The sequence below is a fragment of the Mycobacterium sp. genome, assembly GCF_049683935.1.
Taxonomy (GTDB): Bacteria; Actinomycetota; Actinomycetes; order Mycobacteriales; family Mycobacteriaceae; genus Mycobacterium.
The window spans coordinates 1-12,107 of record NZ_JBAUJR010000286.1; the positions used below are offsets into that span (position 1 = coordinate 1).

General features: G+C 67.3%; 12 protein-coding genes. 4 read left to right on the plus strand and 8 right to left on the minus strand.

Translation table 11 applies throughout. The annotated features are described in order from the left end of the window. Positions 1-170: 170 nt before the first annotated feature. The gene (locus WA965_RS16760; protein WP_526302950.1) at positions 171-1,748 is read left to right on the plus strand and encodes an MFS transporter; all 1,578 of its coding nucleotides are present in this window, start codon (positions 171-173) and stop codon (positions 1,746-1,748) included. Here the strand turns inward: WA965_RS16760 and mftG are convergent. From mftG to mftA, 7 genes are all read right to left on the minus strand, one after another. Further along, complete coding sequence (gene mftG / locus WA965_RS16765; RefSeq protein ID WP_526302949.1) at positions 1,732-3,165, minus strand: mycofactocin dehydrogenase MftG; 1,434 nt, start codon at positions 3,163-3,165, stop codon at positions 1,732-1,734. The genes WA965_RS16760 and mftG overlap by 17 nt on opposite strands. Before the next feature lie 7 nt (positions 3,166-3,172). Continuing rightward, positions 3,173-4,585: a mycofactocin biosynthesis glycosyltransferase MftF gene (mftF, locus tag WA965_RS16770; RefSeq protein WP_526302948.1), complete on the minus strand. Its 1,413-nt coding sequence runs from the start codon at positions 4,583-4,585 to the stop codon at positions 3,173-3,175. Continuing rightward, positions 4,582-5,322, minus strand: coding sequence for a mycofactocin biosynthesis peptidyl-dipeptidase MftE (mftE, locus tag WA965_RS16775; RefSeq protein ID WP_526302947.1), 741 nt, complete (start codon positions 5,320-5,322; stop codon positions 4,582-4,584). The genes mftF and mftE overlap by 4 nt, the downstream gene beginning before the upstream one ends. Before the next feature lie 144 nt (positions 5,323-5,466). Continuing rightward, the gene (mftD, locus tag WA965_RS16780; protein WP_526302946.1) at positions 5,467-6,642 is read right to left on the minus strand and encodes a pre-mycofactocin synthase MftD; all 1,176 of its coding nucleotides are present in this window, start codon (positions 6,640-6,642) and stop codon (positions 5,467-5,469) included. A gap of 3 nt (positions 6,643-6,645) precedes the next feature. Further along, positions 6,646-7,827 (minus strand): mycofactocin radical SAM maturase, encoded by a 1,182-nt coding sequence (mftC, locus tag WA965_RS16785; RefSeq protein WP_526302960.1) that lies wholly within the window; start codon positions 7,825-7,827, stop codon positions 6,646-6,648. Between the two features lie 29 nt (positions 7,828-7,856). Further along, positions 7,857-8,177 carry a mycofactocin biosynthesis chaperone MftB gene (mftB, locus tag WA965_RS16790; protein ID WP_526302945.1) on the minus strand — a complete coding sequence of 107 codons (321 nt, stop codon included), beginning with the start codon at positions 8,175-8,177 and terminating at the stop codon, positions 7,857-7,859. Further along, complete coding sequence (gene mftA, locus WA965_RS16795) at positions 8,162-8,254, minus strand: mycofactocin precursor MftA (RefSeq protein ID WP_178358759.1); 93 nt, start codon at positions 8,252-8,254, stop codon at positions 8,162-8,164. The genes mftB and mftA overlap by 16 nt, the downstream gene beginning before the upstream one ends. Positions 8,255-8,358: 104 nt before the next feature. Here mftA and mftR point away from each other — a divergent pair, with 104 nt between their 5' ends. Genes mftR through WA965_RS16810 form a run of 3 tightly spaced genes read left to right on the plus strand, consistent with a single transcriptional unit; the run spans position 8,359 to position 10,858 of the window. Next, on the plus strand, positions 8,359-8,946 hold the full coding sequence (gene mftR / locus WA965_RS16800; RefSeq protein ID WP_526302944.1) for a mycofactocin system transcriptional regulator MftR: 588 nt from the start codon (positions 8,359-8,361) through the stop codon (positions 8,944-8,946). 44 nt (positions 8,947-8,990) lie between these two features. Then, on the plus strand, positions 8,991-9,515 hold the full coding sequence (locus WA965_RS16805) for an RNA polymerase sigma factor (protein ID WP_526302943.1): 525 nt from the start codon (positions 8,991-8,993) through the stop codon (positions 9,513-9,515). Continuing rightward, positions 9,512-10,858, plus strand: a complete 1,347-nt coding sequence (locus WA965_RS16810) for a VOC family protein (RefSeq protein WP_526302942.1) — start codon at positions 9,512-9,514, stop codon at positions 10,856-10,858. Before WA965_RS16805 ends, WA965_RS16810 begins: the two co-directional genes overlap by 4 nt. On the opposite strand, the gene WA965_RS16815 is transcribed toward WA965_RS16810, so the two are convergent. Next, a partial coding sequence (locus WA965_RS16815) for an HNH endonuclease signature motif containing protein (RefSeq protein ID WP_526447831.1) occupies positions 10,840-12,107 on the minus strand: 1,268 nt, incomplete at its 5' end. The two genes, WA965_RS16810 and WA965_RS16815, sit on opposite strands and share 19 nt — an antisense overlap.

The window sequence follows — 12,107 nt, forward strand, 5'->3', positions numbered from 1 at the left end:
GCGCAGCAACGCCGTCGCCGCGTCGAGCAGCCGCGCCCGAGACCGGGCCGGCCGCGGGTCGCCTCCCGCCGTACTCATCGTTTCCGCCACCTTCCGAACGGGTACGAGACTATCGGTCTCTATACGAGACTGTTAGTCTCAAAAATATCCCCTGCCGAGAGAGAGACGACATGGTCGACACCCTCGACGGGTCCAGCCAGGATATCGACGCCGACACCACCACCCTGTCCCCGCGCAGACGGACATGGCTGCTGACCATCGCGTGTGCCGACGTCATCCTGGTGATCGCGTCGATGGTCGCACTCAACGCCGCACTGCCCGACCTCGCGGTCGAGACGTCGGCCACCCAGACGCAACTGACCTGGGTGATCGACGGGTACACGCTCGCGCTCGCGTGTCTGCTGCTACTCGCCGGCGCCCTCGGCGACCGCTACGGCCGTCGCGGCGCGCTCCTCGCCGGACTCGCCATCTTCGGCGTGGCCTCCCTGGCCCCCGTGGTGTGGGACAGTCCGACGCAGATCATCGCCGCACGCGCGGTGGCGGGTATCGGCGCCGCGTTCATCATGCCGGCGACGCTGTCGCTGCTCACCGCCGCGTTTCCGAAGTCCGAACGCAACAAGGCCGTAGGAATCTGGGCGGGCGTCGCGGGTTCCGCGGCGATCGTCGGGTTCCTGGGCACCGGGACACTGCTGCACTACTTCCCATGGCAATCCATCTTCTACGCGTTCGGCGCATCGGCAGTAATACTGTTCGGGCTCACCTGCACCATCGGGTCATCGCGTGACGAGAGCGCCGCCCCCGTCGACTGGCTCGGCGGCGGACTCATCGGAGCGGCGATAGCGGTGTTCGTCCTCGGGGTGATCGAGGCCCCCCACCGCGGGTGGACCGATCCCGCCGTCCTCGGGTGCATGGCGGCCGGTGTCGCGATCGCCGCGGTCTTCACGCGCGTCCAGATGCGGCGAGAGCACCCGCTGCTCGACGTCCGACTGTTCGGCAGACCCGATTTCGCCACCGGCGCCGTCGGCATCACTTTCCTGTTCTTCGCGAACTTCGGATTCTTCTTCGTTGCAATGCAATTCATGCAGCTGGTGCTTGGCTACAGCCCGATCATGACCGCCTTCGCGTTAACACCGTTGGTGTTCCCCGTGCTCATCCTCAGCGCCACCGTGCACCTTTATCTCCCCAGATTCGGCCTGCGGGCGGTGGTGACCGTCGGATTGTTGATGTTGGCCACCGGGCTGTTCTGCATGCGCACCCTCGAAGCCGACTCGTCGTACCTGGATCTGGCGTGGCCGCTGCTGATCATGGCCTCGGGTATCGGGCTGTGCACGGCGCCGACGACTTCGGCGATCATGGGTGCGGCGCCGGACGAGAAGCAGGGGGTGGCCTCCGCGGTCAACGACGCCACTCGTGAGATCGGTGCGGCGCTCGGCATCGCTGTCGCCGGATCGGTTCTCGCAGCGGGTTATCAGCACACGCTGGCACCGAATGTGGGCGCCTTCCCCGACCAAACCCGGGAGGCCGCGACCGAATCGCTCGCCTACGCACTGTCCGTCGCCGAACAGATGGGCCCGATGGGCGCACAACTGGCCGCCATCGCCGAGTCCGCGTTCCTGCACGCGATGGATCAGGCGCTGCTCGTGCTGTCCGGGGTGATCCTCGTCGCGGCTGCCTTCGTCGCGGTCTGGTCGCCCGGTCGCGACGGCCGGCAGTCTCGTCCGGTCCGCAAGCTCACCGAGCGGCGATGAACTCCGCCGCGCGGTGGCCCGCCATCACGATGGTCGCGTGGGGTCCGCGGCTGGTGATGGCCGGCAGGATCGATCCATCGACCACCCACAGTCCGTCGACGCCGAATACCCGACACTGAGCGTCGACCACGGCGGCTGGATCACCGTCGCCGCCCATCCGCGCGCTTCCGCACAGATGCTGCGAGGTCGCCCATGAAGGCTCGGATTGTACTGTGGTACCGGCCAATTCATGCGCAAGCTCCGATCCTTTCCGGAGCAGCTGGACATCTGCTACCTCGCTGTCGTAGTGATGTTCGATCACCGGGGCGTGGTCGGGATCGGCGGACACCAGCGTGATCCGGCCCCTCGACCGGGGACGCATCAACGTCACCCCGAGGTGCGGACGGTCGGTCGGATCATCCCGGCGATCGCTTGTCATCGCACCGAAACCCGCTGTGTAAGGCCTTATCTCAAGACCTTCCTCAGTGGTCAGCACAGCCTCCAACGGAGGCACGCCATGCGTTGGCGGCCAGCTCACCGGTAGCACCCATTCGGGGTGGTCGACGGTACCGACACCGACTGGCAGATCCACACCGACGGACACCCCCGCGCGCCGCAGGTCGTGCCCGGGTCCGATTCCCGACAGCATCAGCAGGTGGGCGGAACCGATGGCGCCGGCGGACAGCACGATCCGGTCGGCGGTCAGGACCACATCGCCATCGGGACCGCGGCACTCCAGCGCGGTGGCCCGCCCGGCGTCCAACCTGATCCGGCGCACCTGGGTATCGGCGAGCAGAGTCAGGTTGGGACGCTGCAGCGCCGGTGCCAGAAAGGCACCCCCCGGGCCGACGCGGGTGCCCCCCTCGATGTTGAGCGGCACCGCACCCACTCCGGGCCCCAACGGGAACTCCGGTGTCGAGGCGTTGAGATCGTCGATCCAGCCGTACCCGGCCGACTGTGCAGACTCGACGAATGCCGCTGTGCAGCCGTTGAATTCAGCGACACGGCGCACGGTGATCGGGCCGGTCGAGCCGTGCAGTGGACCGTCGAAGTCCAGATCGTTCTCGATCGCGCTGAAGTGCGGGAGGACCTCGGACCAGGACCAGCCCGGCAGCGCCCACCCATCGACGTCGGACGGCAACGCGCGACAGAAGTACCCCCCGTTGATCGCACCCGACCCGCCGACGACGGCGCCGCGCATGATCTGCGCAGTGCGTTGGGGCGCGTCGGTCAGCGTCGTCTGATACCGCCGCACCACCGAACTGGCCGCCCCGATCGGGAGGCGCAACCCATCGATGATCTGGCTGTAGATCCGCGGGTCAGCCGGTCCGGGACCCGCTTCCACCACCGTCACCCGACAGCGGTCGTCTGCGGAAAGCCGTTCTGCAAGGACCGATCCCGCACTCCCGGCGCCGACGATCAGGATGTCGCTGTGCAATGGCGCGTCAGGTCCGGATCTGCGGCTTCAACGCGCCGGCATGCCGCTCGCGCACCACGCCGCTCCACAGCCCCAGACCGTAGGCGATGTCGTCGAGACGTTTGAGCAGCACGTAGGTGAGCACGCCGACGCGCTGGGTGTCGTCGTCGGCGTTGCCGTTTCGGGTGATCCAGTCGAACACCCCGTCGAGCACCGCAGCCACCAACACCACCTGGCGACACCGTCGTGACAGCACCGCGGCAACCAGCGCGATCGGCCAGTAGTGCCGGCAGATCGCCGACGCCAACTGCAGGGCTGCCGACCACAGCCCGTGCACCGCGACGAGAGCGACCTCGATCGGTTCGGTCTGCACGCTGGACAGCGACTTGGCGATGCGACGCCCGGTGATGCCCGCGACGGCGGCCGATCCCAGGTAACCGAGGCTCGAGCCGATCGCCGCCAGCAGCCAGACCACCAATGTCCACCCCGAGATGACGAGTGGCGCCGTCTTGCCGGGATGACGGATCGCCAGCGGTGCCGCCGAGCCGCCGTAGAACGACTTGCGGACGAACCACTTTCGCAGCTCGGTGCGGTGATCGTGGGCCACCGTCGCGATCGGTTCGTACCGAAGCCGCGCGCCCACCTCGTTCAGCCGCCAGCACAAGTCGACGTCCTCACCGGACACCAGTGACTCGTCGAAGCCACCGACCTCGATCAAGGTTCGACGGCGGCAGATGATCGCGGCGCTCGGAACATAGGACACCGAGCCGAACGGGACCACCGGAGCCTCCCGCAACCCGAGGTCGAGCGACGACCGCACCGCCTCATAACGCGCCACCGCGCTATCGGATGGATGCAACGCGACGATCCGGGGTGCTGCCAGTGCCACCGCCGGATCGCAGAAGTGCCCGAGCAGCGCCTCCAGCCAGCCGCGGCGGGGCACCACATCGGAGTCCAGGAAGGCGACGAAGTCGGTGTCACACGCCCGCAGTCCGGTGTTCCGCGCGGCGGCCGGTCCCTTGTTACGGGAGTGCCGCAGGATCTTCAGGTCGCAGTGCACCCCGGTGAAGTCGGATGCCTGCACCGGCGTCACGGAACCGTCGTCGACGACGATGACTCGCAGACCACGTAGCGAATAGACCAGCCGGTCGAGCCCGGAAGGGTTGTCCCGCACCGGAATCACGACAGTGACATCCCGATGCGACGGTCCACTCAGCGGTCTCGGGTGGGCGACTGTGGCGTCCAGCAGGGTGCGCGCCAATTGGGCGCTGACCGCGTCGTGGACCTCGAGCCTGCCGCCGGTGAGCATGGTCTGCGCAGCCGGTGCCAGCCGGAGCAGCCGGGTGGGCGAACCGCCCAGAAGAGCAGCCCCCTCCCCGAGGACCCGCACGCGTCGATCCACCTGAACCGCGAACCCGTCGGGCAGGCGCGGCCCGGTCACCTCAACATTCCCTGCTGATCGGGTGCCCACCGGATGACCCTCCCCAGACATGCGTCAACCATTTCGGCAAAGATCCTTCTCCCCTCCTCCGCCGTCGCCGTGGTCGGGTCCCCGAGTACCCCCAGCGAACTGACTGCAGCAACTCCCCCACGAAGCATCTCAGGCATCAGTTCGGACAGCGGAGCCCGGTTGCCCGGCACCCGCTCATCCTCCCTCACAACACCCGGTGAAATATGTAGCAATACAGATGTTTCGGTATGCCCGGCATGCGCGTCGCCGTTGCTGGCGCTGCACGAGCACCATGCCGCGTCGCGTCCTTCGTACCGGAGCGTCCCGACCGCCCGGCGCAACGCGTCGACGTTTCCGCCGTGGCCGTTGACGAACACCAGGCGCGAGGTCCAGCGAGAGGCCGAACGGGCGAACTCCACAAGCAGTTCCGCCAGTGCCGGCGTGCCAATCGAGATCGTGCCGGGGAAGCCTTCGTGCTCGCCGCTGGCGCCGTAGCCAATGGCAGGGGCGACCAGCCAGTGGTCAGCACTCCCGCCCAGGCGCTCCACGAGCGCAGCGGCAACCGCGGTTGCGATGCGCGTATCGGTGTCCAGCGGCAGATGGGGTCCATGCTGCTCGGTGGAACCTACTGGGACGACCAGCGCGGGCGACGTGTTCTGCAGCTGCCTCGACGTTGAGTCCCCGAGCTTGCTGGGGAATGCCACGCGACGATCGTAGGCCGAATTCATCTGGCGTGCGCCAATTGTTGACGCATGCGTGGCAGTTGATTTCCGATCATGGGATGTGGTGCACCGCCGGGGAACCACGCCAGCCCCCCGCGCCACGCCTGCACCACAGTCCCGCGCAGCGAGACCACCCGCCGCACGGTGCGGTCACGCTCCGAGCGTGCGGGTGAATCCGTCGGGAATCAGAATGTCCTCGCGCGTCAATTCGTGGATCGAAGATTTGCCGAGACCCATCAGGGCCGAGTCGATACCGCCGTGCATGATGTCCAGAACGTTCTCGACACCTGCCTGGCCGTTGGCGGCCAGACCCCACAGATACGCCCTGCCGAGCATGACCGCCCTGGCGCCGAGGGCGACGGCCTTGACCACATCGCTGCCCCGCCGGACTCCGCCATCCAGCAAAACCTCGATCTGATCGCCGACCGCATCGGCAATGGCGGGCAGACACCGGATCGCCGCCGGGGTGCCGTCGAGGTTGTTGCCGCCGTGGTTGGACACGGTGATCGCCGAAACGCCCGCATCAACAGCACGTTTGGCATCGTCGACCCGCACCGTTCCCTTCAGCATGAACTGCCCACCCCACTGCTCACGCAGCCAGGCGACGTCCTCCCAGGTCGGCGGCGGGGTGCCCATCCACTGTCCGTACGCCTCGAAGAACGCCGGGCCGGCCTCACCGCGTCGGCCCTGGTTGGGCACCCGCAGGGCCGGAGGCCGCAGCTCCTTGCCGAAGCTCCACAGCCAGCGCGGTTTGGTGACCACCTCGGGGAACATCCGCACCATCGTGGCGAGGTTCATCGCCTCGGGGATCTTGGGGCTGCCCCAGTCGCGACCGTGCGAGAAGCTCCAGTCGGTGGTCAGGATCAGACCCTTGGCGCCCGCCGCCCGGGCCCGCTCCATCCGCTGCAGAATCTCGTCGCGGCTGCCCAGCCAGTAGATCTGGAAGAAGATCTTGTCGTTGACCGCGGTGACTTCCTCCATCGGCTTGCTGGCGAAGGACGACAGGCCCATCGCGGTACCGCGTGCGGCGGCGGCCCGCGCCACGGCCACCTCACCGTCGGGGTCGATGGCCTGCACACCGGTCGGAGAGATGATGACGGGCATCGAAATGTCCTGCCCCATAACCGTTGTCGACATATCGCGCTTTTCGGTGGCACCGATGACGTGCGGCGCGAAGCCGAGCTCCGCGAACGACTCGACGTTGTCGGAGACCGTCACGCCCTTCTCGCTGGCGGACACCAGCGACAGGTAGGCGGACTTGGGAAGGCGCTTCTTCGCCCGCTGCTGGGCGATGGCGACCGTTTCGAACCAGGTATCGCGTGCCATGGGTTACACAGGACTTTCGTTGCAGAACTTCTTGGGGGGAGCGCTCAGCAGTGTGAGCGGGATGGGACCTGACGGCGTCTTGCGGTTCCCGGTACGGGAGTGGTCGACGCTGGACTTGGGCTTGTCACGCTCGCGAGCCAAGGCCGGCTCGCCGTAGCCCTCCACACACTCGGGGTCGGGGCCATCGAGAGGCAGGCCGGTGAAGAACTTGGCCGCCATGCAGCCTCCGCGGCAGCTGTCGTAATGCCCGCAGCTTCCGCACGCGCCTGCCGACTGCGGCTCACGCAGCTCCCGGAACAGCTCCGAGTTCTGCCAGACGTTCTGGAACCCGTTGTCCGACAGCACATTACCGGCAAGGAACGTGTCGTGGATGGCGAACGGGCAGGCGTAGACGTCGCCCAGGGGATCGATCAGGCAAACCACCCGACCCGCTCCGCACAGATTCAACCCGGCCAGCGCACCCGGTTCACCCAGGCCCGACAGGTGGAAGAACGAGTCACCGGTGAGGACCCGCTCGCCGTTGGCCACCAGCCAGTCGTAGAGCTGCACCTGCTGGGCGGAGGTCGGGTGAAGTTCGTCCCACACGTCCGCGCCCCGACCCGACGGTCGCAGTCGGGTGATGCGCAGTGTCGCGTCATAGCTGTCGGCCAGGGCCTTGAAATCGTCGAGCTGATCCACATTGTGGCGGGTCACCACCACCGAGATCTTGGCGTCGGTGAAGCCGGCCTCCCGGAGGTTGTCCAGCGCGCGCGTCGCCATCGCGAAGGATCCCGGACCGCGCACCGCGTCGTTGACCTCGGCGGTCGCGCCGTCCAGCGAGATCTGCACGTCGACGTAGTCGCTGGCAGCCAGCTTCGCCGCCACCTCGCGGGTGATGCGAACGCCGTTGGTGGAGAACTTGACGCCGACGTGGTGGGCGGTCGCGTAGTCGACGAGCTCCCAGAAGTCCGATCGCACAGTGGGTTCGCCGCCGCCGATGTTCACGTAGAACACCTGCATCCGTTCCAGCTCGTTGATGATGTCCTTGCACTGTTGGGTGGACAACTCGCGCGGATCGCGCTTGCCCGACGACGACAGGCAGTGCACACACGACAGGTTGCAGGCGTACGTCAGCTCCCACGTCAGGCAGATCGGTGCGTCCAGGCCGCGCTCGAACTGATCGACGAGCCGGGGCACGGGTTGCATGGCCGGCGCGGGCGCCGTTTCAACTGTGGTCATGACATCTCCTCGCGAACCAGCATCTGGGACTGGACCAGTACACCCAGAGCGTGTAGGTAGGGGGCCTGCGCGTCGTCGTCGATTCCCGCGGCGCGGCAGGCGGATCGAGCGTCGGGGTGATCAGCCAGGAGGTTGATCACCTCGACGATCGTCCGGTTCTTCAAGAACGAGAGCTTGCGGGTGCCGAAGTGATACAGCAGCGCGCCGAACGGTTCGGGCCGCACCGCCACCTGAGGGTGCAGCCGCCAGGACAGGTCCGGATCGAAGACACGGTCGGTTTCCACCGTCGACGCATTCACGGTCAGTAGACCCCGCACATCCCGTCGATCGAGACTTCCTCGACCAGGCTCTCGGTGACCAGTTCTTCGGTCTCCACGTGCTGATTCGGTTCCATTGATCTCGCCTTTCTCCCGATGCGGTCCCCGGTAGGGTCTCGACATTTGTGATGCAGGTCGCAACAATATGGCATCGGGTGCCTAAATGGAAGGGCGGATTCCGATGGACGCTGTGAAGGGTCGCGTGGGCCGTCGCCGGTCGACGAGCTGGGAGCACATCAGCGACGTCGCGATCGACTTGTTCATGACGCGCGGATTCGACGAGGTCAGCGTCGACGACGTGGCGACGGCCGCGGGGATCGCCCGGCGCACCCTGTTCCGCTACTACCCCTCCAAGAATGCGCTGCCGTGGGGTGACTTCGACGCGCACCTCGGCAACATGCAGGCCCTGTTGGCCGGCCTCGACCCCGGCGTCCCGGTCCGCGATGCGCTTCGCACCGCCCTGCTGGCGTTCAACGAGTTCGACGACCCCGATCGTCACCGGCAGCGGATGCGGTTGATTCTGGAAACCGAGGCCCTGCAGGCATATTCGATGACGATGTACGGCGGCTGGCGAGCCGTGGTGGCCGCTTTTGTGGCCCGTCGCCTGGATGTGTCGCCGGCCGATCTGGTGCCACAGACCGTGGCGTGGACGATGCTCGGGGTGGCGTTGGCCGCCTACGGGAAATGGCTCGAGGACGAGACGGTGGCGCTGCCGGCCGCCCTGAGCGACGCATTCGACCTGCTCGCTCCAGGCTTGACGGGTATTTGAACTCGGGGTGTCGGAGTTCGGGTCTCAACGGCGACGATAAGGATGTGAGCGCCCAACCGACTGGTCACAACGCGCCGCGGGCACTGCTGGAGTTGTACGACGAAGCCCTGCCGGCGGTGTACGGCTATTTCGTCAGGCGCTGCGGTGACCGCGCGACGGCCGAGGACCTCACGTCGGAAACGTTTCTGGCGGCGATGGACACGGCCAGAAGGAAAACGCCTCCCCCGTTGACGGTGCCGTGGTTGATCGGAGTGGCGCGCCACAAACTGGCTGATCACTACCGCAGGCGCCACGATCGCTTCTCGATACCCGTCGCCGAGCTACCCGAGCCGATCGACGCCGCCGACGACTGGGACGCCGAACTCGACCGCATCGTCGCCGAACAGGTGCTCTCCCGGCTGCCCGAGCACCACCGCATGGTTCTGGCGTTGCGCTACCTGGACGACTGCTCGGTGCCCGAGTGTGCCGAGTTGATCGGTCGCACGGTGCACGCCACCGAGGCGCTGCTGGTGCGGGCGCGACGAGCGTTCCGCGCGCAGTACCCAACGCTGGAAGGAGGGACGTCGTGAACAACCACCACGATCCGCTGGACGCGCTGCGCGGCACCGACCTTCCGTCGGAGCCGGACCCTGCCTTCGCCGCGCGACTGCGGGCTCGCCTCGAGTCGGCTGCGAGATTGTTTGAACAGCAACCAGATCAAACCCAAGGAGTGATCATGAGCGGAACCGATACCGACATCGCCGAGCTCGCCGAGATGTCAGCGCCCGACTGGCTTGCCGCCGAACGCACCCTGACCACATCCTCTCCGCGGCCCGCCGCTACATCCTCTCCGCGGCCCGCCGCGATCCCCTACCTGGCCGTTGCCGACGCCCGTGCCGCGATCACCTGGTACACCGACACCTTCGGTGCCGCCGTAGTCGGGGATCCGATCGAGATGGGCGACGGCCGGATCGGACACGCCGAGTTGGCGATCTCGGGCGGGGTGCTCTACCTCGCCGACGAGTTTCCGGAGATCGGATTGAAAGCACCGTCGCCGCAGGCAGTCTCGGTGAGCCTGATGCTGCCGGTGGCCGATACGGACGTCACGCTCGAGCGGGCCAGGGCGAACGGCGCAGACGTGCAGCGCGAACCGTACGAGAATTACGGCAGCAGGGCTGCCGCGATCGTGGACCCGTTCGGGCACCGCTGGATGCTCAGCGGCCCGATGACCGGCTCCCCCGTCCCCATCCAGCACGGCGACGTCGGCTATGTCTCGGTGTGGACACCCGACGCCGGACGCGCGGCAGCCTTTTACGGGCATGTTCTCGGCTGGACCTACGATGCGGCCAACCAGCAGGTCACCAACACCGGCCAGCGCATCGGCCTCTACTCCATCCCCGGTAAGAACACGCTGTTCTGCTGCTACGCGGTGACAGACCTCGCGGGTGCGCGGGAGAGCATCCTCAGCGCCGGCGGCACTGTCGATGAGATCGAGCACTTCGACTTCGGAACCGTGCTCGGCGCCACCGACCCGCAGGGGCTCGAATTCGCTGTCTATCAGCCGACTCCCGGCCAACCCCGCCCGACGCTCAACGGCGACGGCCCCGGCGAACTCTCCTACATCACCTACCAGGTTCCAGATTCGGCCACGTTCAGGGCGTTCTACAGCGGGCTGCTGTTCTGGACGTTCGAACCGGGACGAGTTGACGACGGGTGGGGGGTGTCCCCGACTCATCCCATGGCCGGTGTTGCGGGCGGCACCGACGCGCCGGTCACCGTGCCGATGTGGACCGTCGAGGACATCAATGACGCCGTGGCGCGGGTGCGCGAGGCCGGCGGTTCAGTGATCGAGGAACCGTCACAGCAGGCCTACGGCAAGTCGGCGTTGTGCACCGACGATCAGGGCACCCGGTTCTACCTCGGTGAGTTCTGAGAGACCGAATTGTTGAGTGCGCGTTCGGCTTTGATGCGTGCGGCATTCTCGGCGGCGCGGGTGCGTCGTCGCCGCGGCATCATTGCGGTGCGGGCCGGATGGGCGGGTGGGCCGCACGCTGGTGGTGGCAGGGCGGTGGTGGCCAGGGTGTAGGACGGGAAGAACAGTCGGCTGCCGGGTTTGGTGGTGTACGTCCGCCCGTCGGGGGCGGTCCAAATCACTGTGGCATCTGGGAGCTGGGCGTCGCGCCAGCCCTCGGGTCCGCCCCAGAACGTTTTCAACAAATGGTGTTTGCGGCATTTGCAATTCATGTTCGACGGATGAGTCAGACCCAGCGGCCACGGGTCCACGTGGTCGATATCGCAGCGGTCAGCGGGCACATCGCAGCCCGGGAACCGGCAGAACATGTCCCGGACCCGGATGAACTCCGCCAGCCGCGCTGAGGGCCGGTAGCGCGGTTCGGGATCGGCGCCGGGCAGCCACAACGGAGCGACTTTGGCTCCGCCGCGCAGCGCTTCGGCCAGCACCGCGGTGGGGATCACGCCACGCCCGGGCAACACCGCCACCCCCGAATCGGTCAACCGCGACGGCATCGACTCGACATCCTCCGGCGATGGCTCGTCGGGCTCGGCCGGCGATGGCTCCGCATCCTGCGCAGGCCTGGGCTCAGGCTCGGCCTCGGCGGGTTCGGCGTCCGCGGCTGGCATCGGCTCAGTCTCGGCGGGTTCGGGCTTGGCGGCGATCGATTGGGCGTGTTCGTCGTTCTGGGCGGCGATCAGTTTGCGGGCCGCGTCCACGGCGGCCTGATCGGCGATCACCCGAACCACCACATCGGAGGCCGGGGCCGACGCTGCTGCCGGGCAGCGTTCGCCGCCGCAGCGGCACGCCAACGCTGTGTTGCCGTGCCCCAAGGCGCCCACCGCATCGGCCCAACGCTCACCAGCGGTACGCGGATCATCCGCACACACCCCGGCCACCATCGCGGTGATCCGTGCCCGCAACGCCGCGGCATCGGTCGGTGTCAACCGGCCCCACACCACGGTGAACTCATTGGTGTCCTCACACGCACCGATATGGAAATCCCGGGTCCGCACGACCTCGCGGGCCCGCTGCACCGCAGCCGGGTCATACCGTTCGATCACCGCATCGATCGCCCGACCCAACAACACCTCCGACAACGGCCCCCACCGCGTCGCCTTGTCCGCCAACTCGGCATCGATGAGCGTGATCAACGCATGGTCGTCGACCA